25 protein-coding genes are annotated in these 22,247 nt (G+C 73.0%); 16 read left to right on the top strand and 9 right to left on the bottom strand.

The features are described from left to right. Positions 1-8: 8 nt before the first annotated feature. The 7 genes from ribH (at position 9) to ACGFWJ_RS24990 (ending at position 5,837) form a co-directional block, all read left to right on the top strand. Positions 9-494 carry a 6,7-dimethyl-8-ribityllumazine synthase gene (ribH, locus tag ACGFWJ_RS25020; RefSeq protein WP_392953373.1) on the top strand — a complete coding sequence of 162 codons (486 nt, stop codon included), beginning with the start codon at positions 9-11 and terminating at the stop codon, positions 492-494. A 105-nt stretch (positions 495-599) separates the two neighbouring features. After that, positions 600-872 carry a phosphoribosyl-ATP diphosphatase gene (locus ACGFWJ_RS25015; protein ID WP_387642704.1) on the top strand — a complete coding sequence of 91 codons (273 nt, stop codon included), beginning with the start codon at positions 600-602 and terminating at the stop codon, positions 870-872. Positions 873-914: 42 nt separating this feature from the next. After that, positions 915-1,763 carry an ATP phosphoribosyltransferase gene (hisG, locus tag ACGFWJ_RS25010; RefSeq protein ID WP_387642703.1) on the top strand — a complete coding sequence of 283 codons (849 nt, stop codon included), beginning with the start codon at positions 915-917 and terminating at the stop codon, positions 1,761-1,763. A 58-nt stretch (positions 1,764-1,821) separates the two neighbouring features. Then, positions 1,822-2,277, top strand: coding sequence for a PH domain-containing protein (locus ACGFWJ_RS25005; protein WP_387642702.1), 456 nt, complete (start codon positions 1,822-1,824; stop codon positions 2,275-2,277). 237 nt (positions 2,278-2,514) lie between these two features. After that, positions 2,515-3,855, top strand: a complete 1,341-nt coding sequence (locus ACGFWJ_RS25000) for a hemolysin family protein (RefSeq protein ID WP_392953368.1) — start codon at positions 2,515-2,517, stop codon at positions 3,853-3,855. Next, the gene (locus ACGFWJ_RS24995) at positions 3,852-4,901 is read left to right on the top strand and encodes a hemolysin family protein (RefSeq protein WP_387642700.1); all 1,050 of its coding nucleotides are present in this window, start codon (positions 3,852-3,854) and stop codon (positions 4,899-4,901) included. The genes ACGFWJ_RS25000 and ACGFWJ_RS24995 overlap by 4 nt, the downstream gene beginning before the upstream one ends. A gap of 153 nt (positions 4,902-5,054) precedes the next feature. Beyond that, positions 5,055-5,837 carry a hypothetical protein gene (locus tag ACGFWJ_RS24990; protein ID WP_392953365.1) on the top strand — a complete coding sequence of 261 codons (783 nt, stop codon included), beginning with the start codon at positions 5,055-5,057 and terminating at the stop codon, positions 5,835-5,837. A gap of 6 nt (positions 5,838-5,843) precedes the next feature. Here ACGFWJ_RS24990 and ACGFWJ_RS24985 read toward each other — a convergent pair whose 3' ends face one another. Beyond that, positions 5,844-6,731 carry an SDR family NAD(P)-dependent oxidoreductase gene (locus tag ACGFWJ_RS24985; RefSeq protein ID WP_392953362.1) on the bottom strand — a complete coding sequence of 296 codons (888 nt, stop codon included), beginning with the start codon at positions 6,729-6,731 and terminating at the stop codon, positions 5,844-5,846. Positions 6,732-6,799: 68 nt separating this feature from the next. Here ACGFWJ_RS24985 and ACGFWJ_RS24980 point away from each other — a divergent pair, with 68 nt between their 5' ends. After that, positions 6,800-7,450, top strand: coding sequence for a TetR family transcriptional regulator (locus tag ACGFWJ_RS24980; RefSeq protein ID WP_392953359.1), 651 nt, complete (start codon positions 6,800-6,802; stop codon positions 7,448-7,450). 15 nt (positions 7,451-7,465) lie between these two features. Here the strand turns inward: ACGFWJ_RS24980 and ACGFWJ_RS24975 are convergent, their stop codons facing one another. Continuing rightward, positions 7,466-7,966, bottom strand: coding sequence for an SgcJ/EcaC family oxidoreductase (locus tag ACGFWJ_RS24975; protein ID WP_392953356.1), 501 nt, complete (start codon positions 7,964-7,966; stop codon positions 7,466-7,468). 62 nt (positions 7,967-8,028) lie between these two features. Between ACGFWJ_RS24975 and ACGFWJ_RS24970 the strand changes: the two genes are divergently transcribed. Continuing rightward, positions 8,029-8,493: a MarR family winged helix-turn-helix transcriptional regulator gene (locus ACGFWJ_RS24970; protein ID WP_392953353.1), complete on the top strand. Its 465-nt coding sequence runs from the start codon at positions 8,029-8,031 to the stop codon at positions 8,491-8,493. 24 nt (positions 8,494-8,517) lie between these two features. Here ACGFWJ_RS24970 and ACGFWJ_RS24965 read toward each other — a convergent pair whose 3' ends face one another. The 3 genes from ACGFWJ_RS24965 to ACGFWJ_RS24955 all read right to left on the bottom strand — a co-directional run bounded on the left by ACGFWJ_RS24965 (position 8,518) and on the right by ACGFWJ_RS24955 (position 11,771). Next, complete coding sequence (locus ACGFWJ_RS24965) at positions 8,518-10,353, bottom strand: AAA family ATPase (RefSeq protein WP_392953732.1); 1,836 nt, start codon at positions 10,351-10,353, stop codon at positions 8,518-8,520. A gap of 316 nt (positions 10,354-10,669) precedes the next feature. Further along, positions 10,670-11,293 (bottom strand): uridine kinase, encoded by a 624-nt coding sequence (locus ACGFWJ_RS24960; protein WP_392953350.1) that lies wholly within the window; start codon positions 11,291-11,293, stop codon positions 10,670-10,672. A 76-nt stretch (positions 11,294-11,369) separates the two neighbouring features. Continuing rightward, positions 11,370-11,771 (bottom strand): hypothetical protein, encoded by a 402-nt coding sequence (locus tag ACGFWJ_RS24955; RefSeq protein ID WP_387642694.1) that lies wholly within the window; start codon positions 11,769-11,771, stop codon positions 11,370-11,372. Between the two features lie 207 nt (positions 11,772-11,978). On the opposite strand from ACGFWJ_RS24955, the gene ACGFWJ_RS24950 reads away from it, so the two are divergent. The 4 genes from ACGFWJ_RS24950 to fxsA all read left to right on the top strand — a co-directional run bounded on the left by ACGFWJ_RS24950 (position 11,979) and on the right by fxsA (position 16,509). Beyond that, positions 11,979-12,419 (top strand): Lrp/AsnC family transcriptional regulator, encoded by a 441-nt coding sequence (locus ACGFWJ_RS24950; protein ID WP_387642693.1) that lies wholly within the window; start codon positions 11,979-11,981, stop codon positions 12,417-12,419. 26 nt (positions 12,420-12,445) lie between these two features. Then, positions 12,446-14,059 carry an amidohydrolase gene (locus tag ACGFWJ_RS24945; RefSeq protein WP_392953346.1) on the top strand — a complete coding sequence of 538 codons (1,614 nt, stop codon included), beginning with the start codon at positions 12,446-12,448 and terminating at the stop codon, positions 14,057-14,059. 66 nt (positions 14,060-14,125) lie between these two features. Continuing rightward, positions 14,126-15,733 (top strand): apolipoprotein N-acyltransferase, encoded by a 1,608-nt coding sequence (lnt, locus tag ACGFWJ_RS24940; RefSeq protein WP_392953343.1) that lies wholly within the window; start codon positions 14,126-14,128, stop codon positions 15,731-15,733. 206 nt (positions 15,734-15,939) lie between these two features. Continuing rightward, entirely contained in the window at positions 15,940-16,509 is a 570-nt protein-coding gene (gene fxsA, locus ACGFWJ_RS24935) for an FxsA family membrane protein (protein WP_392953340.1), read from the top strand. 172 nt (positions 16,510-16,681) lie between these two features. On the opposite strand, the gene ACGFWJ_RS24930 is transcribed toward fxsA, so the two are convergent. The 3 genes from ACGFWJ_RS24930 to ACGFWJ_RS24920 form a co-directional block, all read right to left on the bottom strand. Beyond that, positions 16,682-17,056 carry an RNA polymerase-binding protein RbpA gene (locus tag ACGFWJ_RS24930; protein ID WP_073816413.1) on the bottom strand — a complete coding sequence of 125 codons (375 nt, stop codon included), beginning with the start codon at positions 17,054-17,056 and terminating at the stop codon, positions 16,682-16,684. 235 nt (positions 17,057-17,291) lie between these two features. Continuing rightward, positions 17,292-18,902, bottom strand: coding sequence for a hypothetical protein (locus tag ACGFWJ_RS24925; protein ID WP_392953337.1), 1,611 nt, complete (start codon positions 18,900-18,902; stop codon positions 17,292-17,294). A 122-nt stretch (positions 18,903-19,024) separates the two neighbouring features. After that, positions 19,025-19,219 (bottom strand): hypothetical protein, encoded by a 195-nt coding sequence (locus ACGFWJ_RS24920; protein ID WP_014134294.1) that lies wholly within the window; start codon positions 19,217-19,219, stop codon positions 19,025-19,027. A gap of 221 nt (positions 19,220-19,440) precedes the next feature. On the opposite strand from ACGFWJ_RS24920, the gene ACGFWJ_RS24915 reads away from it, so the two are divergent. From ACGFWJ_RS24915 to ACGFWJ_RS24905, 3 genes are all read left to right on the top strand, one after another. Continuing rightward, positions 19,441-19,947 (top strand): GNAT family N-acetyltransferase, encoded by a 507-nt coding sequence (locus ACGFWJ_RS24915; RefSeq protein ID WP_392953333.1) that lies wholly within the window; start codon positions 19,441-19,443, stop codon positions 19,945-19,947. A 115-nt stretch (positions 19,948-20,062) separates the two neighbouring features. Further along, the gene (locus tag ACGFWJ_RS24910; RefSeq protein WP_392953330.1) at positions 20,063-20,914 is read left to right on the top strand and encodes a nucleotidyltransferase domain-containing protein; all 852 of its coding nucleotides are present in this window, start codon (positions 20,063-20,065) and stop codon (positions 20,912-20,914) included. A 1-nt stretch (position 20,915) separates the two neighbouring features. Further along, positions 20,916-21,452, top strand: coding sequence for a GNAT family N-acetyltransferase (locus ACGFWJ_RS24905; protein WP_392953327.1), 537 nt, complete (start codon positions 20,916-20,918; stop codon positions 21,450-21,452). On the opposite strand, the gene ACGFWJ_RS24900 is transcribed toward ACGFWJ_RS24905, so the two are convergent. After that, entirely contained in the window at positions 21,449-22,099 is a 651-nt protein-coding gene (locus tag ACGFWJ_RS24900) for a transcriptional regulator (protein ID WP_392953324.1), read from the bottom strand. The genes ACGFWJ_RS24905 and ACGFWJ_RS24900 overlap by 4 nt on opposite strands. Positions 22,100-22,247: the final 148 nt, after the last annotated feature.

Here is a 22,247-nt window from a genome sequence, read left to right as displayed (position 1 = left end):
ATCGTGACATGGCCGGCCACGGATCACCCAACCTGTCCCTGAAGAACTGCGCCGACCTGCGGGTCGCGATCATCGCCGCGCAGTGGCACGAGCAGGTGATGAACGGACTGCTGGACGGCGCGCACCGCGCGCTGAAGGAGGTCGGGATCGAGGCGCCGACCGTGGTGCACGTCCCCGGCACCTTCGAACTGCCGGTCGCCGCCAAGCAGTTGGCCGGCCGCGGGTACGACGCGATCGTGGCGCTGGGCGTGGTGCTGCGCGGCGGCACCGCGCACTTCGACTACGTCTGCCAGGGCGCGACGCTCGGCCTGACCCAGGTCGCGGTGGACACCGGCGTCCCGATCGGCTTCGGCGTGCTGACCTGCGACACCGAGGATCAGGCGCTGGACCGCGCCGGGCTGCCCGACTCCGTCGAGGACAAGGGACACGAGGCGGCCACCGCCGCCGTCGCCACCGCCGCGGCGCTGCGCGAGGTGGTCGAGCCCTGGCGTTGAAATGGTCATCGCACCGTGGACGGTCCGGATCGATGTCCAACGGACTGTCCACGGTGCGGAACCGTTTACCGCCCGTCAGCCCGCACCCCGTAAGGTGAGGTCATCATGGCTTCCAAGACATTCGAGGCGCTCTTCACCGAGCTCCAGCAGAAGGCCGCCACCGGCGACCCCGAGACCTCCCGCACCGCCCAGCTCGTGCAGCAGGGCGTTCATGCCATCGGCAAGAAGGTCGTCGAGGAGGCCGCCGAGGTCTGGATGGCCGCGGAATACCAGTCGCCCGAAGAAGCGGCGGAGGAGATCTCCCAGCTCCTCTACCACGCCCAGGTGATGATGATCGCCCGCGGGCTGACGCTCGAAGACGTCTACAAGTACCTGTAAATCCCCCACCACCGCACGCAGTCGACGAAGGGTTCGCCTCTCATGCTCCGCATCGCCGTCCCCAACAAGGGTTCGCTCTCGGGTCCCGCGGCGGAGATGCTCCATGAGGCCGGATACCGGCAGCGCAAGGACGCCAAGGAACTCGTCCTGGTCGACCCGGACAACCAGGTCGAGTTCTTCTTCCTGCGCCCGCGCGACATCGCCGTCTACGTCGGCTCCGGCCGGCTCGACGTCGGCATCACCGGCCGCGACCTGCTGCTGGACTCCGCCTCGGTCGCCGAGGAGGTGCTCGCGCTCGGCTTCGCCGCCTCGACCTTCCGGTTCGCCAGGCCGGTCGGCGCCGAGATCTCCACCGTCCAGGACCTGGACGGCCTGCGGATCGCCACCTCCTACACCGGCCTGGTCGAGCAGCACCTCGCCGAGCACGGCGTGAAGGCCACCGTCACCAAGCTGGACGGCGCCGTGGAGACCGCCGTGCACCTGGGCGTCGCCGAGGTGATCGCCGACGTGGTGGAGACCGGCACCAGCCTGCGCAACGCCGGCCTCGAGGTGTTCGGCGACCCGATCCTGGTCTCCGACGCCGTGGTGATCCGGCCCAAGGGCGCCGGCGAGGACCCCGCCGTCGAGCAGTTCCTGCGCCGCCTGCAGGGCGTGCTGGTGGCTCGCCGCTACGTGCTGATGGACTACGACATCAAGGCCGAGAACGTCGGCGCGGCCGTCGCGCTCACCCCCGGCCTGGAGTCGCCGACCGTCTCGCCGCTGCACACCGCGGGCTGGGTCGCGGTCCGCTCCATGGTGCTCCGCAAGGAGGCCCAGCGGATCATGGACGACCTGTGGGCGATCGGCGCCCGCGCCATCCTGGTCACCAACATCCACGCCTGCCGCATCTGATCCGACCTCGGGCGGGGTCCACCTCTCCGGTGGCCCCGCCCTTCTCCGGGAGCCACCCGTGTCTGTGTCCACCCCCGCCTCCGCCGTCCTGCCCGTGACCTGGGCCCCCCGCCGCAACCGCGCCGTGCTGCTCACGCTGTGCGCCGTGATGGTGGTGCTGTTCACCGTGCTCGCCGTCGCGCTGCCGGAGAACTGGCTGTTCAGGGACCGGGCGATGATGGTGATCAGCGGACTGCTGTTCGCCGGGGTCGGACTGATGCTGGCCCGGCCCAAGGTGGTCGCCGACGCCGACGGGCTGACCGTGGTCAACTTCGTCCGCAGCCGCCGCCTGTCCTGGGCCGAGATCGTCCGGGTCAACCTCAAGCACGGCGACCCGTGGGTGATGCTCGACCTCGCCGACGGCACCGCGCTGGCCGCCGTCGGCATCCAGCCCGCCGGCGGCCGCGACCAGGCCGTCACGGCCGCCCGCACGCTGCGCGACCTGGTCGAGGAACACGGCGCGAAGCAGGCCTGACGAGCCCCCCGGCAGGCGGTCGAGCGGACCTGACGCGGGCCCCGGCCGTCCGCCGAGCAGGCCCCGAGAACCGTTCCGGTATCGTCTACGCTGGTAAAACCGCGGCAAAGCCCCCATGTGTCCAGCTTTCCGCGCCCACCCGCGACCTGAGGAGTGACACCTCCCCTCGATGGACGATCCGTCCGGTAGTACCCGCGCCGCCACGCACACTCCGAGCCAGAAAAGGCGGGCGGCCCGATGACCACCGCCTGGCTCCTGCTGCTCGCGGCATTCCTGCTCATCCTCGCCAACGGCCTGTTCGTGGCCGCCGAGTTCGCGTTCGTGACCGCTGACCGCGGCACCGTGGAACGCGCCGCGGCCACCGGTGACAGCCGGGCGAAGAGCCTCTCCAAGGCCCTGCACCAGCTGTCCTTCCAGCTCTCCGGCGCCCAGCTCGGCATCACCATCACCTCACTGGTGGTCGGCATGCTCGCCGAGCCGGCGCTGTCCACCCTGCTCTCGCCGGTGTTCACCGCCGTCGGCCTGCCCGACGCGGCGGCCCGCGGCACCGCGCTGATCGTCGGCCTGGTGCTCGCCACCGTGCTGCAGATGGTGATCGGCGAACTCGTCCCGAAGAACTGGGCGATCTCCCACCCGATGCAGGTCGCCTACGCCGTGGTCGGACCGCAGCGCGTGTTCTCCGCCGCCTGCCGCCCGCTGATCGCGTTCCTGAACGGCTCCGCCGACCGGATCGTCCGGGCCTTCGGCGTCGAACCGCAGGAGGAACTCGGTCACGCCCGCACCGCCGACGAACTCGTCGCGCTCGCCCGGCACTCCTACCAGGCCGGCGCGATGGACGAGGAGTCGACCGTCCTGTTCGTGCGCACCCTCGGCCTGCGCGAGCTGACCGCCGAATCCGTGATGACCCCGCGGATCGACGTCTCCGCGCTCCAGGAGGACGCCACCGCCGGCGACGTGCTCAACCTCACCCGGGCCACCGGGCTGAGCCGCTTCCCGGTGTACAGCGACAGCCTGGACAACGTCACCGGCACCGTCACGCTCAAGGACGCCCTCGCCGTCCCCGCCGCGCGCCGCGACCACACCAAGGTCCGGCACCTGGCCTCTCCGCCGCTGCTGGTCCCCGAGACGCTGCCCGTCGAGCGGCTGCTCGACCTGCTGCGCGGCCGCGAACCGATGGCCGTGGTGGTCGACGAGTACGGCGGCACCGCCGGCGTCGCCACCATCGAGGACATCGTCGAAGAGGTGGTCGGCGAGGTCCAGGACGAGCACGACCCCGAGGACACGCCCGACCTGCGCCCGCTCGAGCCGCAGGACGGACTGCCGGTCTGGGACGCCGACGGCCGGGCCCGGCTCGACCAGCTCGCCAAGATCGGCCTGCACGCCCCCGACGGACCGTACGAGACCCTCGGCGGACTGCTCTCCGACCTGCTCGGCAAGCTCCCCGCCGTCGGCGAGAGCGCCGAACTGCCGGACTGGAAGCTGACCGTGACCGCCGTCGACCGGCACCGCACCAGCCGGGTCGAGGTGCGCCGCACCCACTCCGAGAACGAGAACGACGACCAGGACGGTCACCGATGAGCGCCCTGCAACTCGCCTTCTCGCTGTTCCTGCTGCTCGGCAACGCGTTCTTCGTCGGCGCCGAGTTCGCCGTCATCTCGGTGCGCCGCAGCCAGATCGAACCGCTCGCCGAGGCCGGCGACAAGCGCGCCCGCACCGTGCTGCACGCGCTGTCCAACGTCTCCGCGATGCTGGCCGCCGCCCAGCTCGGCATCACCGTCTGCTCGCTGCTGCTCGGCGCGCTCGCCGAGCCGACCATCGCGCACCTGCTGGAGCCCGCCTTCCACGCGGCCGGCGTGCCCGACTCGGCGATCCACCTGCTCAGCTACGCCATCGCGCTCAGCCTGGTGGTGTTCCTGCACATGGTGATCGGCGAGATGGTGCCGAAGAACCTGGCGCTGGCCGGACCGGAGAAGGCCGTGCTGTGGCTCGGCCCGCCGCTGGACCGCCTCGCCCGCTGGCTGGCCCCGGCGATCAGCTTCCTGAACGCCTTCGCCAACGGCGTGCTGCGGCTGTTCCGGGTCGAGCCCAAGGACGAGGTCAACTCGGTGTTCACCAGCGAACAGCTGCTGCACCTGCTGGCCGACTCCGGCGAGGCCGGCCTGCTGGACGACACCCGCCGCGAACGCCTGGAGGACGCCCTGGAGATGGGCAGCCGCCCCGTCACCGAGGTGCTGCTGCCCGCCGACCAGCTGGTCACCGTCGGCCGGGACGTCACCGCCGAGCAGATCCAGGAACTGGCCGTCCGCACCGGCTTCTCGCGCTTCCCGGTCACCGACGAACAGGACGCCGTGCTCGGCTACCTGCACGTCAAGGACTCGCTGGAGGTCGACGACCTGACCGCGCCCGTCCCCGACCGGCTGTGGCGGCCGATCACCGTGCTGCGCCCCGGCCTGCCGCTGGACGACGCGCTCGCCGCGATGCGCCGCGCCGCCGCCCACCTGGCCGCCGTGGTCGACGCGGACGGCAACCAGCTCGGCCTGGTCGCCCTGGAGGACGTCCTGGAGGAACTGGTGGGCGAGGTCCACGACCCCGACCACCGCCCCCCGTCGGCCACCCAGCGCTGACCACCCGCCCCGGCCCCGTCGCAGTCAGCTGCGGCGGGGCCGAGGCGTGTCCGGGGGCCTGTCCTAAACGGGGTGCGGGGCCCGATCGGCCGCTGACATACTGCGTCGGCCGATTGCCCACGGACCGGCCGGTCCGCGACCGGAGGAACCCCGATGTCCAGCTTCGACGTGCTCGTCGTCCTGCCGCCGATGCCGCCCGAGCAGTACGAGGCCGCGCTCGCCGAGGTGATGGAGCCGTACAACGCCCAGGACGGCAGGTACGACGCGGAGGACCCCAACGGCGTCCCCTGGGTCGAGGAGCTGCGGGCGGGCGGGGCGCTGCCGCAGGGCGTCGAACTGACCTGGGCGCAGGTCGCCGACGCGTACAACTCGGCCCACGGGTACGAACTGCCGCACGACAAGGCGCTGTACCTGGACGGGAACGGCCGGGGGTTCTGGCAGCGGGAGTGGAACCCGAACGGCCAGTGGGACCGCAAGCTCCAGGGCCGGCTCGAGGGCCGGTACTTCCTGCACCGGCCGGAGGCGGCCGGCGACCCGCGGCTGTGGAACAGCTGGTTCGAGGGACACCCCGACCGTGACCCGCTGCTCGGGCTGCCCTGGCGCTGCGACGGCGGCCCGCGCGGCCTGCTGGACCTCGACGCGCTGCGCGACGCCCTCGGCCGGCGCGCCGGGGAGGACTACGACGCGTGGCTGCCCGGCCGCGGCGACGATCCGATGAAGTGGCCGGTCCGATTCGCCGGAGGCCGGGCCGAGACCGTCGCCGAGGCCCGCGCCTCCGCCGTCGCCGGCTTCGCGCTGCTGCGGCTGGACGGTACCTGGACCGACTACCTCGACTGGCCCCGCGACAATCCCGAGGGCTACCAGCAGTACGTCGACGCCTACCTGGACGCCATCGACCCGGATGCCGTGGTGCTGGCCGTCAACTGCCACTGCTGACCGGGCTCACCGCGCCGCCGGCAGCTCCACCGGGTACGGCTCGGCGAAGTCGGCGGAGCGGCTGACCTGCTCCCAGGCGGTGGCCTCGGCGAGCTGGCGGCGGGAGTACTCGAGGGCCATGGTCACCGCGTTGACGCCGAGCAGCAGGTGGCTGGGGAGCTCGCCGCCGCGGACCGTGCGGACGATGATCTCGGCGGCGCGCTCCGGGTCTCCGGCGGCCCCGGCCTCGCCCTGGCGCATCCGGCGGTTCATCGCGCCGACCGTCTGGTCGTAGGCCTCGGGGACGGGGTGGGCGGTCATCGAGGCGCCCGCCCAGTCGGTGGCGAAACCGCTCGGCTCGACCACCAGGTAGCGGATGCCGAACGGCGCGGTCTCGGTGGCCAGGGCGCGGGTGAAGCCGTCCACCGCGAACTTGGCGGCCTGGTAGGAGGCGATGCCGGGGGAGCCGCCGACCCGCCCGCCGACCGAGGAGAACTGCACGACGGTGCCCGACCCCTGACGGCGCAGGGCGGGCAGCGCCGCCTTCGTCACGTGGTAGACGCCCCAGAAGTTGGTCTCGAACTGGGCGCGGAAGTCGGCGTCGTCCGAGGTCTCCACCGGCGAGACGTTCGCGTAGCCGGCGTTGTTCACCAGCACGTCGATGCGGCCGAAGCGGGCGAGCGCGGCGTCGATCGCCGCCTGCGCCGCGGTGGGGTCGGTGACGTCCAGCGGGACGGTGAGGACGCGGTCGCCGTACTCGGCCAGTTCCGCGGCGAGCGGCTCGGGGCGGCGGGCGGTGGCGACGACCAGGTCGCCCGCGTCGAGGACGGCGGTGACCAGGGCACGGCCGAAGCCGCGGGACGAACCGGTGATGAACCAGACCTGCTGCTGGGTGGTGCGCGCTTCTTCGCTCATGGGTTTAGTACAACACTGTTCTCTTATTATCGCAACGCCGTTGCGTTAGCGGCTCCTAGAATGGCCCCATGACTCAGCCAGCCTTCCAGCGTGCCCGCAGTGCCGAGGCCAAGCAGGCGCGCGAAGGAGCGATCCTGGACGCGGCCCGGGCGCTCGGCGAGGGGCGCGGCATCCGCGACGTCACGCTCACCGACATCGCCGCCGAGGTGGGCATGCACAAATCGGCGCTGCTGCGGTACTTCGAGACCAGGGAGCAGATCTTCCTCGAACTCACCGCCCAGGGCTGGCGGGAGTGGTCCGGCGCGCTGCGCGCCGACCTCGCGGCCCGGGAGCGGGCCACGCCCGCCGAGGTCGCCGAGCTGCTCGCCGCCACGCTGTCGGCCCGCCCGATGTTCTGCGACCTGCTCGCGCAGGCCCCGCTCAACCTGGAGCGCAACGTCTCGCTGGAGGCGGTGCGCACCTTCAAGCTCGTCACGCTGGACGAAGTCGCCCTGATAGGCGCCGAGTTGAACCGCCTCCTGGGCCTGACGGAGCAGCAGGTGCTCGACCTGGCCGCCACCGCCACCGGCATGGCCGGCGCCCTGTGGCAGATGGCCACCCCCGGCCCGCGACTCCAGGCCCTCTACGCGGGCGACACCCGGCTCGGCCACGCGATCGTCGAGGTCGAACCCCGGCTGCGCCGCATCCTCACCGCCTTCCTGACCGGCACTTCGATATGAGGCGCGCCCGCCAGGTCAGGGGAGGGTGACCTGGCGGGCCCGGCCGATGCCGAGCCGGCGGGCGGTGCGGGTGGTCGCGCGGGACATCCGGGCGGGCACCGACTCCGGCTCGGGGATGGTGATCGGGCGCTGGCGGCCGTTCTGGATCGCCGCGATCCGCCAGCCCTCGGCGGTGCGGACGCAGACGATGATCTGCCGGGACAGCCGGCGGCGGGGGAGCCGGCGGCGCCAGGGCATCAGCACTGAGCCGTTGCCGACCAGCACGGCCACCGAGTCGGTGACGAAGCGCAGCGACTCGATCCCGCCGACCAGCGCCGAACCGGCGATCACGCCGCGGAACAGCTTGTCGTGGTTGTCCGTCAGCCGCGGCCGGCCGGCCGCCCAACTCCCGTCGTACGACACGTAGTCGGCGTCCTCGGTGAAGAGGCGGCCGAAGCCCTCGGAGTCGGCGGCCGTCCAGGTGTGGCAATACTCGGCGAAAAGTGCGCGGAGCTCGTTCTCGGCGTTGCGTTCCATGGCGAAGGGAGCCCCCCGTCCGGTAATATTTCGTTCGGCCGAACTAAATGTATGGAGGGTGCATGCAGCCGTCAAGGGACCAGCTCGTCTCCGAACTCGCCGACGCGGGAAGGGAGTTCAGCAATGCCGCAGTGATGTACCACGCGGCCGTCAGTGAACGGATGGGCCTGAGCCCGGTCGAGGAGAAGACACTGGACCTGATCCAGCGCGAGGCCCCGCTGAGCGCCGGGGACCTGGCCGCGCGCACCGGACTCGCCCCCGCCACGGTCTCCGGGCTGATCGAGCGGCTCGAACGCAAGGGCTTCATCCAGCGGGAGCGCGACTCCAAGGATCGGCGCCGCATCTTCCTGGCGGCCGCCCCCGACCTCGAAGCCCGCTTCGCCCCGCTGTTCGCGCCCTTCGCCGCCGGCCTCGCCGAGCTCTACCAGCAGTACCCGGACGCCGAACTCGCCACGATCCTCGACTTCCTGCGCCGCGCCGGCGACCTCCAGCGCGAGGCCACCCGGCAGATCGCCGAAGAGGCCTGACTCAGCAGTGCGGACCCGGGGACGTCACTGCCGCCCGTCGATCAGCTCGCCGTACGCCTGGAGGAGATCCGGCAGCCGCAGCGTCGCCAGATCCTCCCGGGAGGGGACGCCGCGCTGGCCGGAGAGCCGCAAGTCCCGGTAGGCGCAGGACTTTTCGTACAGGGTGCGGATGAACCGGCCGTTGCCGAGCTGGTCGATCCAGCCCTCGGTGACCACGTGGCCGCAGATCGAGGCGAGCTCCTCGGCCGCGTCCACGTCCCACTCGTCGCCGTCCGTCCGCGCCAACTGGGCGCCGATCTCCGCGAGTTCGGCCGGGCGGTAGGACGGGAAGTCGACCCGGGTGGTGAACCGCGAGTTCAGGCCCGGGTTGGTCGCCAGCAGCCGGTTCATGCCCTCGGGGTAACCGGCCAGGATCACCACCAGCCGGTCCCGGTTGTCCTCGGCCCGCTTCAGCAGCACCTGCAGCGCCTCGTCGCCGAACGCGTCGCCCTTGCTGTAGCCGGAGTTGGCCAGCGAGTACGCCTCGTCGATGAACAGCACGCCGTCCAGCGCCGAGTCGATCAGCTCGTTCGCCTTCACCGCCGTCTGCCCGAGGAACTCGCCCACCAGATCGGCTCGTTGGGCCTCCACCAGGTGATCCCCGGAGAGCAGCCCGAGCGCGTGGAAGACCCGGCCGAGGATCCGGGCCACCGTGGTCTTGCCGGTGCCCGAGGGGCCGGAGAACACGAAGTGCCGTTTCGGCGGCTGCACCGGCAGGCCCCGGTCCGCGCGCAGCCGCGCCATCCGCAACTGCGCCGACAGCGCCCGCACTTGACGCTTCACCGGATCGAGGCCGACCATCGCCTCCAGCTCCGCCAGCGCCTGGTCCAGCTCCAGCCGGGCGGCCGGCCCAGGGTTCGGCCCGGTGGGCGGAATCGCCGCCGCCGCGGGCCAGTTGCCCAGCCGCAGGGGTAACGGCGAAGGGCCGGACGCCCGTTCGGCCAGCTGCCCGCCGCGCGGCTCCCCGGCCGGCGGCTGGGCCCGCTCCGGCCCGCCGTCCTCCGCCGGATCGAACGCGCCATCCGCCAACTCGACGGCGGCCTCCACCGCGGCGCCCCGGTACTCGCCGTACGACTCGCCGTACGACTCGCCGTACGCCGCGCCGTCCAGCAGCCCGTCCTCGGCGGAAATCGCCGCCAGCCGCTGCTCGGTGTCCATGAACGCCGGATCGGTCCGGTGCACCGCCCGGTACAGCGGCAGCGCCGCCGCGGTGCGCCCCGCGCCCTCGTACGCCCGGCCCAGCCAGTAGCGCAACTCCTTGCGCTGCGGCTGCTCGGAACGGCAGCGGGCCAGCGAGGCCGCCAGCGGGCGCTGCGCCTGCGCGCACATGTCGAGCCGGACCCGGGCCATCCCCGCGAACAGGCCGGCCTCGATGCCCAGCACCGGATCGTCCAACAGCCGGTCGGTGTCCCGGATCAGCTGCTCCCAGTCCTTCAACAGGTAGCAGCGGCAGGCGTGCAGGAAACGCACCGCCGGCTCCTGCTCCGGCGTCGGACATGCCGTCAACGCCTGGTCCAGCTCGGTGAGATGACGCCCGTCCAGCCAGTGCGAGGCGTACGCCAGCGCGAGATCCTGCGCGCTCTCCAGCACCGGCTGCACCCACCAGCCCAGCCAGTACCAGGAACTGAGCGGACGGCGGTGCCGCTCGCGCTGCTCGCCGAACCGCTCCCGGTGCCGGTGCATCGCCAGCAGCGCGCCCGCGGTGTCGCTGCGCAGCGCGTGCAGGCCCAACCAGGCGTCCGCCATGCCGGGATCGATCCGCACCGCCGCCCGGAACTCCTCCTCGGCGCGGGCGTACGAGCCGGCCGTGTAGGCGTCCATGGCACGCGACCAGGAGCGGTCGGCCTCCGGATCCGGCCCCGCCGCGGCGGGCCCCTTGCCGCCGGAACTCTCCACCGTCACTGACGCCCCCCGCCAGACCTCGGGCCGCTTACAAACGGGCCTGCGTGGGCATGGTACCGGCGCGGAGCTGATCCGTAAGGGTGCCGCGCGCGTCAAATGGCGCGAGACGATCGGGTGTTGGGGCGCGGGGCGCCGCCCGGCGCAAAGGAAAACGGCGTCTCCGACTCACGGGGGAACAAGTCGGAGACGCCGGTCTATGGTTGCGGATTCAACTGATTTCCGCGACAAGCAGAACTTAGATCCTGACGACGCCGCAGGTCAAGAGTGGTTCAACCGGTTCACTCAGGGTGTCCCCGACGATCCGCCCGGTGATCCCGTCGACCCGCAGCGAAGCGAACGGGCGGCTCGGATCGGCGGCGAAATGCGCCCGCTCCGCCAGCGCCCAACCCGCCCAGAACTCGGCCAGTTCCGGACCGTCGCGCAGCTCCCCGCGCGCCCGCGCCGCCGCCGCGTCCAGCTCCATCCACAGCAGCGCCGCCAGCGCCGGACGCACCGCCCGCCGGCCCGCGCCCACCCCCTCCAGCAGCACCACCGGGGCCGGCGGGACCTCGCGCACCGGGCCGAACTCCCGCGCCGTCCAGTCGTACACGCCGTGCCGGGCCGACTCGCCCCGCCCCAGCGGATCCAGCACCTGGGCCCGCAGGCGGCCCACCCAGCCGAACGGCTCCCGGTGGGTCGCCAGATCGTCCAGGTGCACCACCGGCGCACCGCCGAGCGCCGCCGCGAGCCGCCCCGCGAAGGTGGTCTTGCCGGAACCGGCGTGCCCGTCCACCGCGACCAGCCGCACCTGGCCCAGCGACGGCGGCAGCGCGAGCAGGCCCGCGGCCAGCGCGGACAGGTCGGGGAAGGCATCGCTCATCCGGCCAGCCTACGTGGCCGGGATGGGCTCTCCCGGAGGGCGCCGGCCCGCGGCACCCTCGACGGGATCCGGCGGTTCAGGCCGCCCGGCGGTCGCGCTGCGCGGGCACCAGCGCCCGCACCGCGCGGTGGGCACCCGCGTGCGAGAACGGCTGGGTGCGCCAGTCCAGCGCCGTCGGCAGCGTCACCAGGTTCTCCGGGCCGGCCTGCTCGGGCTGCTCCTCGGACTCCGGCAGGTCGGCCGTCGGCGCGCCGGTGCCCCGGCAGATCGCCGACTGGAAGGGGTTCCACGCGGAGGGCAGCACCGCGTGCTGCGGCAGCCGCTCCTCGTCCCCGATCAGGGCGATCGGACGGTCGCAGGCCGGGCAGTGCACCCGGACGATCTCCCAGTTGTCGGCCGCACCCGCGTCCGTCCCCAGGGACAGCTCGGGCGCGCCGGGTTCGTCCTCGACGTCGGAACGCTGGTCGGTGGAAGGCATCTGATCCCCCTCGGATCGGGCCGGAGTCACTCGTTGTCCGGGCCACCAGCAGCACTTCCCGCTGACGGCGTGTCATAACCCTGCGCTCCGGCGCACGGTGATGCACCACATGTGTTCCTCGCCACATTCCGTTGGCATGTGCCCCCCGAATGCGCCCCCAGCGAGCTCGCTGCACAGCCCGGTAAGGATCGAGTAGGTTGACGCCTTGTGGAGGAACTCGACCAGCGCATCGTCCGGCTGCTGCTGCAGGACGGACGGATGAGCTACACCGACCTGGGCAAGGCCACCGGCCTGTCCACCTCGGCCGTGCACCAGCGGGTGCGCCGCCTCGAGCAGCGCGGTGTCATCCGCGGCTACACCGCCATCGTCGACCCGGAGGCCGTCGATCTGGCGCTCACCGCGTTCATCTCGGTCAAGCCCTTCGACCCGAGCGCGCCCGACGACACCCCCGACCGGCTGGTCGGCCTCCCCGAGATCGAGGCCTGCCACAGCGTCGCCGGCGACGAGAACTACATCCTCAAGGTCCGCGTCCCCGGCCCCGGCGACCTGGAGGACCTGCTCGCCCGGATCCGCTCCGCCGCCGGCGTCTCCACCCGCACCACCGTCGTCCTCTCCACCCCGTACGAGGCCCGCCCCCCGAAGCTCTGACCGTCCGTAGTGCGAGACTGGTCGCCATGACCGAACGCACCGACCGGACCGTCCTGCTGCGCGGCGGCAACGTCTACAGCCCCGCCGACCCCTTCGCCACCGCCATGCTGGTCGAGGGCGAACACATCGCCTGGGTCGGCAGCGACGGAGCCGCCGAGGCGTACGCCGACGTCGCCGACGAGATCGTCGACCTCGCCGGCGCCCTGGTCACCCCCGCGTTCGTCGACGCCCACGTGCACGCCACCTCCACCGGCCTCGCCCTCACCGGCCTCGACCTGACCGCCTGCGCCTCGCTCGCCGACGCGCTCGCCGCGATCGCCTCCTTCACCGAGGGTTTCGGCGACGGCATCCTGCTCGGCCACGGCTGGGACGAGACCCGCTGGCCCGAGCACCGCGCCCCGTCGCTCGCCGAACTCGACGCCGCCGCCGGCGGAGCCGCGCTCTACCTGTCCCGCACCGACGTCCACTCCGGCCTCGCCACCAGCGCCCTGCGCGCCCTCGTCCCGACGCTGGCCGACTGCGCCGGGTACGCCGCCGACGGCCCGCTCACCCAGGACGCCCACCACGCCGTCCGCCGCGCCGCCCTCGCCCACCTCACCGCCGCCCAGCGCCGCGACGCCCAGCTCGCCACGCTGCGCCGCGCCGCCGAACTCGGCATCGGCGCGCTGCACGAGTGCGCCGGCCCCGACATCTCCTCCGCCGAGGACCTCGCCGCGCTGCTCGCGCTGGCCGCCGAGACCGACGGCCCCGAGGTCTTCGGCTACTGGGGCGAGCTCGGCGCCGCGGGTGTCGAGACCGCCAAGCGGCTCGGCGCGGTCGGCGCCGGCGGCGACCTGTTCGTCGACGGCGCGCTCGGCTCGCACACCGCCTGCCTGCACGAGAGCTACGCCGACACCGACCACACCGGCGTCGCCTACCTGACGGCCGAGCAGATCGCCGAGCACGTCGCCGCCTGCACCGAGGCCGGCCTGCAGGCCGGGTTCCACGCCATCGGCGACGCCGCGATCACCGCCGTCGTCGAGGGCGTGCGCGCCGCCGGGGAGAAGCTCGGCGCCGAACGCGTCAAGGCGATGCGGCACCGCGTTGAGCACGCCGAGGCGCTCACCCCGGAGACCCTCGCCGCGTTCGCCGAACTCGGCCTGACCGCCTCCGTCCAGCCCGCCTTCGACGCCACCTGGGGCGGCCCCGACGGCATGTACGCCGAGCGCCTCGGCGCCGAACGCGCCGCGCAGCTCAACCCGTTCGCGGCGATGCTGCGGGCCGGCATTCCGTTGGCCTTCGGCTCCGACGCGCCCGTCACCCCGCTCGACCCGTGGGGCACCGTCCGGGCCGCCGCGTTCCACCGCACCCCCGAGCACCGGATCTCGGTGCGCGCCGCGTTCACCGCCCACACCCGCGGCGGCCACCGCGCCCTCGGCCACGACACCGACGGCGTGCTCGTCCCCGGCGCGGTCGCCTCCTACGCGGTCTGGGCCACCACCGACCTGGTCGTCCAGGCCCCCGACAACCGCATCGCCGGCTGGTCCACCGACCCGCGCTCCGGCACCCCCGGCCTCCCCGACCTCACCCCTGGCGAGCCCCTCCCCACCTGCCTGCGCACCGTCGTCCGCGGGCGGACGGTGCACACCCACCAGGCCTAACAGGCCCTCGCTACGCGTGATGTACCTTTCGGGGGACGTCGTACGAAGTAGAGAGATGGTGCGCAGGTGGCACTGCCCGTTTCGCAGGAGCGCCCCGTGACCGGGCAGAAGCCGGAGGACGGGGCGCCGGCGCGCCGCGGCCGCGGGGGATGGTGGGCCCGGACCGGCCTGGCCGCGGTGTGCGGGACGGCGATGGCGTTCGCGTTCCCGCCGTACGACGTGTGGCCGCTGTCGATGCTCGGGGTGGCGGCGCTGACGCTGCTGACCCGGGGCCGGCGGGCCCGGCACGGCGCCTGGCTGGGCTACGTGTTCGGGCTGCCGTTCTTCGTGGTGCTGCTGTCCTGGCTGCGGGTGGTGGGCTGGGACGGCGTGGTCGGCCTGTCGGCGATCGAGTCGGTGTTCTTCGCGCTGATGGGCGCGGGCCTGGCGCTGACCTCGAAGCTGCGCGGCTGGCCGCTCTGGGGCGCGATGCTCTGGGTGACCCAGGAGTGGGCGCGCGACCGGCTGCCGTTCGGCGGCTTCCCGTGGGGCCGGCTGGCGTTCGCCAACACCGCCAGCCCGTTCACGTCGCTCGCCGCGCTCGGCGGCGCCCCGCTGGTGACCTTCGCGGTCGCCTCCTGCGGCGCGCTGCTGGCCTGGGCGGCGCTGTGCGTGCTGCGGGCCCGCCGGGCCGGCACCGCCGTACTGCCGTGGCGCACCGCCGCGGGCAGCCTGGCGGCCGTCGGACTGGTGCTGGTCGGCTACGCGGTGCCCGTGCCGACCACGGCCGCCGACACCGTGAAGGTCGCGATCGTCCAGGGCAACGTGGACCGCCCCGGCATGGACTTCCTCGGCCGGCCGATGCTCGTCCTGAACAACCACGCCAAGACCACCGAGCAGCTCGCCGAGGACGTCGCGGCCGGCCGGGTGCCCAAGCCCGACGTGGTGATCTGGCCGGAGAACGCCTCCGACCTCGACCCGTTCACCGACCCGGCGGCCTACGCCCGGATCGACCAGGCCGTGAAGACCATCGGCGTCCCCACCCTGGTCGGCGCCCTGGTCGACGGCCCGGACCAGCAGCACGTGCGCAACGAGGGCATCGTGTGGGACCCGAACTCCGGCCCGGGGGAGTCCTACACCAAGCAGCACCCGGTGCCGTTCGGCGAGTACGTACCGTTCCGCGCCGAACTCTCCAAGGTGATCACCCGCCTGCAGCGGGTCGCCCGCGACTTCTACCCCGGCACCGGCAGCGGCGTCATGCACCTGGGCCCGGCCCGGATCGGCGACGTGATCTGCTTCGAGGTGGCCTACGACGAGATCGTCCGCGACACCGTCAACCAGGGCGGCCGGGTGCTGGTCGTGCAGACCAACAACGCCACCTACAACAACACCGGGCAGACCGAGCAGCAGCTGGCGATGTCCCGGCTGCGGGCGGTCGAGCACGGCCGGGCGGTGCTGATCGCGGCCACCAGCGGCGTCAGCGCGGTGATCACCCCGGACGGTGTGGTCGAGCAGCGCACCAAGGAGCTCGACCAGGAAGTGCTGAGCGCCGTGGTGCCGCTGCGCGACGGCCAGACGGTCGCCGACAAGGTCGGCGCCGGGCCGGAGTGGGTGCTCGCCCTCGGCGGCCTGCTGGCCTGCGGCTTCGCCGCCGCGGCCGGGTGGCAGCGGCGCCGGGCGGCCAAGCGGGCCTGAGCGGGCGTTCGGCGGCTCGGGGCGGTCCTGGCGCGTGCTGGGCCGCGCCCGGCCGTTTCGGACCTCTGTGCAGCCGGTCAGCGGCAGGTCAGGGCCGGAGCGGCGGAACACCCGGCGGTGCCGGGCCGTTGTCCAGGGTGGTGCCGTGAACGCGGCCGGAGTCGCCGGCCGCCGCTGAGAGCACCGCGATGGAGTGGATCCGTACCGTGTCCCAGCAAGCAACCTCGGCCCGTCCGACCCGGCGCGGGCGCATCGCCCGATTCGTGCCGCTGATGATCGCCGCCTGGCTGGTGCTGGAGATCTGGCTGGTCACCGTGGTGGCCGGCTGGGTGGGCTGGTTCCTGACGCTGGTGCTGCTGCTCGCCGGAGTGTTCCTCGGCGGCACGGTGATCAAGCGCGCCGGGGTACGGGCGTTCCGCGCCGCGGTCGAACTGTCGAAGGACCCGCAGTCCGCGCAGCCGCAGACCGGCACCTCGATGACGGTGCTGGCCGGCGTCCTGCTGATCCTGCCGGGCTTCCTGTCCGACCTGCTGGCCGCCACCCTGTTGCTCCCGCCCACCCGCGCCGTGTGGCGCGCCGCCGCCCGCCGGCTCACCGGCACGGTGCTGCGCTCCACCGCCCCGGTCGGCGCGGACCGGTTCGCGGACGCGATGCGCCTGCAGGAGCAGCTGCGCATCCACCGTCCCGACGGCAAGGTCGTCCAGGGCGAGGTCGTCGACCCGGCGGCCGGCCCGAAGGGCCCGGACACCGAGTACCGGCCGCCGATCGCCCCCTGACCCCGGTCACTCTCCCCGCCTCTCACTCTCCCCGCTCCGGTCACTCTCCCCGCTCCGGATCGCTCCGGAGCGGGGAGTTTTCTGTTCCTCGCTTCCTCGCTCCGGAGCCGGGAACGCCGAAGGGCCCCGGAAGTTCCGGGGCCCTTCGGCAGTGGTGCGGTGTTACGGTCCGTCAGGCGGACTTGCGGGAATCCCGCGGGTGGACCGCCAGGTTCATCCCACCGGAACGGAGTACGGCCAGGCGCTCGGCCAGAACCTCCTCCAGCTCCTCGCGGGTCCGGCGCTCCATCAGCATGTCCCAGTGGGTGCGCGTGGGCTTGGTCTTCTTCTCCTCGGGCTCCTCACCGTCGAGGAGTGCGGCCTCCTGGCCACAGAAGCGGCATTCCCACACCACGGGGATCTCCGCCTCGACCGAGAACGGCACCTCGAATCGGTGTCCGTTCTGACATGCGTACTCAACGGTCTGGCGCGGTGCCAGATCAATACCGCGGTCGGTCTCGTAGCTGGTCGCCCCGAGTCGCGTGCCGCGGAGAGCTCGCTCGCTCATGAATCGTGCCTCCCGGGCTTCTTGCCCACAGGACTAGTGGTCGCTGTCTTCGTCGATGGGTCCAACGCTCGACCTCCGACGAAGATTCCCGTCCGGGACATACGTCGCCTGTCGTGCCGCCCCTGTTTGTACCCATGGTCGCCCGATTTGTCACATCTGCGCGGTGATATCACCCGGCGTGTCACATTTTGTGCACTTCTGGTCGGCGTGAATCGGGGGCAACCGCGCGGGTCCGTCAGGCCGGACGCGACTGCGTCGGGGCGGCGTCCTTGGTCAGCTGCACCGCGGCAACCTCCGCGGCGACCTCAACGGCGTCCTCCGGGTCGGAGTCGGCGGGCTCGGCCGCGGTCGGGGCGGGCGCCTCGATCGGGCTGTCGCGGTGCGGCAGCAGCGCGATCACCGCCTCGCGCAGGGCCGGCGGGGCCTCCTCGTCCAGCGGGTCCACCGTGACCGGGACCTGGACCCGGACCGGGGCGGCGGTGCCGAGCCGGGCGTAGCCGCGGCCGGGCGGGGTGTGCGCGGCGGGCGCGATGTCCAGCGGGACGCCGAGCCCGGCCGAGCCGGACTCGGAGGTGACCGGGCCGAGCACCATCCGGGCCCGGGTGCAGGTGTGCACCGTGGCGGCGATCCGGTGCCGGGCGTCCAGGTCGTCCACGAACACCACCGTGACGCGCGCCGCCCGGCCGTGCCGCAGCGGCACCTCCAGCAGCTCCTGCGGGTCGGTGCGGCCCTCGGCGTGGGCGAGTTCGGACAGCTCGGTGAGGTGGTCCAGCAGGATCCACAGCGGCCGGGTGACGTCCGCCGGCGCCGGCACCCCGTGGTGGCGGGCCGCGTTCAGCGTGATCAGCCGGCGCTCGGTCTCCTTCGCCACCCACTCCAGCGCGGCCAGCGCCCCGTGCAGGCTGGTCTCCACGGTGTACACGCCCGGGCGGTTCACCAGGCAGGCGTGCTCGCCGGTGCTCGCGCCGTCCACCACCACCAGGTCGCCGTACGGCAGCGCCTGCAGCGCGATCGAACGCAGCAGCGTCGAGGTGCCGTAACCGGCGGCGCCCAGCGCCAGCAGGTGCGGCTCGGCCGAGCGCGGGCCGACCCGCCACACCACCGGCGGCTGCTGCTCGGTCACCCCGCCCTGCTCGACCGGGATGGTGCGGTGGCTGCCCGTGCCGTCGGTGAAGCCGAGCACGATCTCGCCCGGCGCGGTGACGAAACGCTGCGCCACGATTTCGGCCGGCAGCGGCGCCAGTGCGGTCACCCGCAGCCGGTTGATCTCCTCGTCCCAGTCGAAGCGGTACTCCCGGGAGCGGCCCGCCTTGCCCTGCACCACCTGCTCGATCCGGGCCCGGGCGGCGGGCTCGGTGTCGGTGAAGTACGCCGGGTAGGAGATCTCCAGTGCGGTGAGCCGCCCGTCCGGGTCGAACTCCCAGCCGGAGAACGCGGCCCGCCACTCGCCGTCCAGCCGGTACAGCGCGAACGGCTCGTCGAACCCGCCGAGGTACGGGGTGAGCGCCGCGTACAGCGCGGTCAGCTTGACGTCGGCGTGGTCCGGCTGCGGCTCGGCGGCGGACTTGGGGTTGCGGCCGACCCAGGCGGCCGAGGCGACCAGGGCGATCAGTGCGATCAGCGGGCCGTGCGGCAGCAGGAAGATGCCGAGCGTGACAGCCGCGCCGACCAGCAGCGTCGGGCCGCGCCGCTCCTTCGGGGTGGCCGCCCAGCGGGTCTTGGCCCAGTCGGCGTGGCGGAGCAGGCCGCGGCCGATCAGCGTCAGCGGCGTGAACACGTCGGCGGCGTGGTCGCCGGCCGTGCGGGCGAGGTCGCGGCCCCGATGGAAGTGGCGGATGAGGGACATGCTGGCTCCCGAGGCGGGTGGTGTTTCGACGGTCGGTCGGTCGCCGGCGGGGACGGCCCGGGTCGGCGAAAGGCCCGGGGCGGTGGGACCTCCGCGCCCGGGCCGCAAGGAGGTGGGGCCGGTCAGAACTTCAGGCCGCCGATCAGGCTGGCCAGGCTCGCGCCGCCCGCCTGGATGCTCGGGGCGATCGAGGAACCCGCGACGTAGAAACCGAACAGTGCGCACACCAGGGCGTGCGAGATCTTCAGCCCGTCCCGGCGGAAGAACAGGAAGGCGATGACGCCGAACAGCACGATGCCTGAGATCGAGAGAATCACGGGATGCTCCTCACGGGGGCGGGGACAAGTTGACAGAAAGTGCCTTAATGGTGACAAAAAGTAATAGATGATGGTGTGCGGCAAACGGGTTGACCCCGAGGCGCCCGCCCGGAAATCGCCTGAACGGCGGTTTGCGGGCGCACCCCGAACGGCCGTCCGGATGCGCGGGGCCGGCCGCCCGCCGAAAGGCCGCCAGGAAGCGGCCCGTACCCTTGACCGACATGGAGATCCGCACCACCGGCTTCGGACACCCCGACGCCCAGAAGCTCGCCGCCGACGTCCAGCAGGAGTACGTCCTGCGCTACGGCGACGGCGACCAGACCGCCATGCACACCGACCACTTCGACCCGCCCGCCGGGCTGTTCGTGATCGGTTACGTGGACGGCGAGCCGGTGGCCTGCGGCGGATGGCGGGTCAAGGAGCGCGACGCGGACGGCCTGCGCGACGGCGACGCCGAACTCAAGCGGATGTACGTCGTCCCCGCCGCCCGCGGCAAGGGCTACTCCCGCACCCTGCTGCGCCACCTCGAACAGGCCGCGATCGCCGCCGGCCGGACGCGGCTGGTGCTGGAGACCGGCACCCTGCAGCCCGAGGCGGTCGGGCTGTACAGCTCCGAGGGGTACGTCGAGATCCGCAAGTTCGGCTACTACAAGGACCACGAGCTCAGCATCTGCATGGGCAAGGAACTCGTCGGCGCGGAGGCCGACTTGAGCGCCGACGCGCGGTAACTTTCGGGTTCTCACGGTCGGTTGGGTTCGGCTCGTGCCGCACCGCGCCTTCCGGGCGGCCGTCCGGGCGAAAACGTCTGGCGGGGGAGGGGGCGGTGCGGCATCGTGGCGGGCGATGAATGAGAACAGTGGGCATGGCGAGTTGAGCGAGGCCGAGCTCGGGCGGATCGCCTCGCGGCTGGTGGCGGTCGAGGGAATTGTCGGCGTCTGCCTGGGCGGTAGCCGGGCGCGTGGGGCGCATGGTGCGGGTTCCGACTACGACTTGGGGTTGTACTACCGGGCCGGTGAGTTGGACACCGACGCGCTGCGCCGGCTGGCGGCCGAACTCTGCGGCGGGCCCGTCGAGGTGACCGAGCCCGGCGGTTGGGGTCCCTGGGTGGACGGCGGGGCGTGGCTGGATCTGGGCCCGGTGCGGGTCGACTGGATCTACCGGGACGTTGCCCGGGTCCGCGAGTACGCCGCCGAGGCGCGGGGCGGGCGTTACGTTCAGGGCCAGCAGGCCGGGCATCCGTACGGGGTGCCGTCGTACGCGTACGTCGGCGAGTTGGCGATGGGACGGGTGCTGGCGGACCGGGACGGGTCGTTGGCCGCGCTTCAGGGTGAAGTGCGGGAATTCCCGGCCGAGTTGGCGCGGCGGTTGGAGGCGGACGCCGGGTGGGAGGTGCCGTTCGCGCTGGCCAATGCGCGCAAGGGGGCGCGGCGCGGCGATGCCGGTTATGTGCAGGGGTGCCTGTTCCGGGCGGTCGGTCTGCTGGTGCACGCGCTGCACGCGCGGGACGGGCGGTGGCTGGTGAACGAGAAGGGGGCGATCGCCTCGGCCGGGCAACTCCCTTCCGCGCCACCGGACTTCGAGCGGCGGGCGCAGGCGTTGTTCGCCCCTGGCGGGGCCGACCCGGCGGCGCTCGGTGCGGTGCTGGACGCGGCGGAGAAGCTGGCGGGCGAGGTTCTGGCCGGGGCGGGGGTCTGAGATGGCGGCATTCGTCGAACTGACCACGCCCCGGCTGCTGTTGCGCCAGTGGCAGGACAGCGACCTGGACCGGTGGGCGGAGTTGAACGCCCACCCCGAGGTACGACGGTATTTCGGTGCGGTGATGACCCGGGAGCAGTCTGCGGGGGCGTTGGAGGCGTTCCGGGCGGAGCTCGCCGAACGCGGCTGGGGCTGGTGGGCCGTCGAACTCCGGGACGGGGGGCGGTTCCTGGGGTTCGCCGGGCTCGATCCGGTGGACGAGGAGGCGCCGGTCGAGGGCGTCGAGGCGGGCTGGCGGCTGCACCGGGACGCGTGGGGCCACGGTTACGCGACGGAGGCGGCGCGGGCTGTACTCCGGTACGGATTCGAGGAGTTGGCGCTGCCGGAGATCCTGGCGCTGATCGCGGCCGGGAACGCTCCGTCGCGGGCGGTGGCGGAACGCCTGGGCATGACGTACGACCCGGCGGCGGACTTCGAGGATGTGACGCTGCCGCCGGGGGAGCACCGGCGGACGGTGGTGTACCGGCTGAAGCGCTAGAGCAGTGCCGCCCAGAAGGACGCCTCGTACGCCTGCATCATGACGGCGGCGTGCCGGGCGCCCTCGGCGGATTCTCCTTCGTCGAGGGCGAGTTGGAGGAGGCTGAGGGCGGTGGGTTCGAAGTCCGGGGGGAGGGTGGCGAAGTAGCGGAAGAAGGCGGTGGCTTCGGTGGAGAGGCCGTAGTGGACGGGGAGGGCCTTGGCGAGGCGGGCGCAGTAGCCGCCCCAGAAGCCGAAGTTGGCGAGGAGGGCGAGGACGGTCTCGCCGAGGCGGCCGTTCTGGGAGAGCCAGGCGAGGTAGTGCGGGTAGGTCTGCGCGGCCGGGCGGGGGCGGTAGGCGGCCAGGTCGGCGGGCGGGAGGCCGACGGCGGTGGCGAAGGGGGTGAGCAGGTCGAGTGCCTGGCCTTCGCCCTCCGCGAGCCCGAGGAAGAACGCGGCGGAGGTGGGGGAACTGTCGGCGTGGCGGGCGGCGATCAGGGCGAAGGAGCGGCGGTCGCTGTGGATGATCCGGTACTCCTCGCCGGCGATCCGGCGCAGTGCCTCGACGGGTGCGGTGCCGGCCTCCACCAGTTCGACGAGGCGGTTGTGGGCGGCGGCCGGGGCGAGTTCGGCGACGGTGCGCTCGTACAGTTCCCGTGCGTTGGTCATGGGGCACCTCCGGCGGCGGGACTGGTGGGGGGGCCCCCCCCGGGGGGGGGGGGGGGGGCGGCCGCCGGCGCGCCCCACCCGGGGACCGCGGTGGGGCGCAGCGGGGGTGTGGGGGGGTCAGGGGGTGGCGGGGTAGGTGGCGCCGAGG

The organism is Kitasatospora sp. NPDC048407 (genome assembly GCF_043200475.1).
Classification (GTDB): Bacteria; Actinomycetota; Actinomycetes; order Streptomycetales; family Streptomycetaceae; genus Kitasatospora.
The sequence above is the reverse complement of the archived record's forward strand: the minus strand, read 5'-3'. Positions and strand labels throughout refer to the sequence as shown.

Bases quoted from the DNA above. Each gene is read 5' to 3' on its own strand.
- ACGFWJ_RS24955 (WP_387642694.1), bottom strand. From the start codon at position 11,771: ATGCCTTCCACCGACCAGCGTTCCGACGTCGAGGACGAACCCGGCGCG.
- ACGFWJ_RS24965 (WP_392953732.1), bottom strand. From the start codon at position 10,353: ATGGACGCCTACACGGCCGGCTCGTACGCCCGCGCCGAGGAGGAGTTC.
- ACGFWJ_RS25000 (WP_392953368.1), top strand. From the start codon at position 2,515: ATGACCACCGCCTGGCTCCTGCTGCTCGCGGCATTCCTGCTCATCCTC.
- ACGFWJ_RS24915 (WP_392953333.1), top strand. From the start codon at position 19,441: ATGGAGATCCGCACCACCGGCTTCGGACACCCCGACGCCCAGAAGCTC.
- ACGFWJ_RS24945 (WP_392953346.1), top strand. From the start codon at position 12,446: ATGACCGAACGCACCGACCGGACCGTCCTGCTGCGCGGCGGCAACGTC.
- ACGFWJ_RS24985 (WP_392953362.1), bottom strand. From the start codon at position 6,731: ATGAGCGAAGAAGCGCGCACCACCCAGCAGCAGGTCTGGTTCATCACC.
- ACGFWJ_RS24980 (WP_392953359.1), top strand. From the start codon at position 6,800: ATGACTCAGCCAGCCTTCCAGCGTGCCCGCAGTGCCGAGGCCAAGCAG.
- ACGFWJ_RS24925 (WP_392953337.1), bottom strand. From the start codon at position 18,902: ATGTCCCTCATCCGCCACTTCCATCGGGGCCGCGACCTCGCCCGCACG.
- ribH (WP_392953373.1), top strand. From the start codon at position 9: ATGGCCGGCCACGGATCACCCAACCTGTCCCTGAAGAACTGCGCCGAC.
- ACGFWJ_RS24975 (WP_392953356.1), bottom strand. From the start codon at position 7,966: ATGGAACGCAACGCCGAGAACGAGCTCCGCGCACTTTTCGCCGAGTAT.
- ACGFWJ_RS24930 (WP_073816413.1), bottom strand. From the start codon at position 17,056: ATGAGCGAGCGAGCTCTCCGCGGCACGCGACTCGGGGCGACCAGCTAC.
- ACGFWJ_RS24910 (WP_392953330.1), top strand. From the start codon at position 20,063: ATGAATGAGAACAGTGGGCATGGCGAGTTGAGCGAGGCCGAGCTCGGG.
- ACGFWJ_RS24905 (WP_392953327.1), top strand. From the start codon at position 20,916: ATGGCGGCATTCGTCGAACTGACCACGCCCCGGCTGCTGTTGCGCCAG.
- ACGFWJ_RS24990 (WP_392953365.1), top strand. From the start codon at position 5,055: ATGTCCAGCTTCGACGTGCTCGTCGTCCTGCCGCCGATGCCGCCCGAG.
- ACGFWJ_RS24900 (WP_392953324.1), bottom strand. From the start codon at position 22,099: ATGACCAACGCACGGGAACTGTACGAGCGCACCGTCGCCGAACTCGCC.
- ACGFWJ_RS25015 (WP_387642704.1), top strand. From the start codon at position 600: ATGGCTTCCAAGACATTCGAGGCGCTCTTCACCGAGCTCCAGCAGAAG.
- ACGFWJ_RS24970 (WP_392953353.1), top strand. From the start codon at position 8,029: ATGCAGCCGTCAAGGGACCAGCTCGTCTCCGAACTCGCCGACGCGGGA.
- hisG (WP_387642703.1), top strand. From the start codon at position 915: ATGCTCCGCATCGCCGTCCCCAACAAGGGTTCGCTCTCGGGTCCCGCG.
- ACGFWJ_RS24995 (WP_387642700.1), top strand. From the start codon at position 3,852: ATGAGCGCCCTGCAACTCGCCTTCTCGCTGTTCCTGCTGCTCGGCAAC.
- ACGFWJ_RS24960 (WP_392953350.1), bottom strand. From the start codon at position 11,293: ATGAGCGATGCCTTCCCCGACCTGTCCGCGCTGGCCGCGGGCCTGCTC.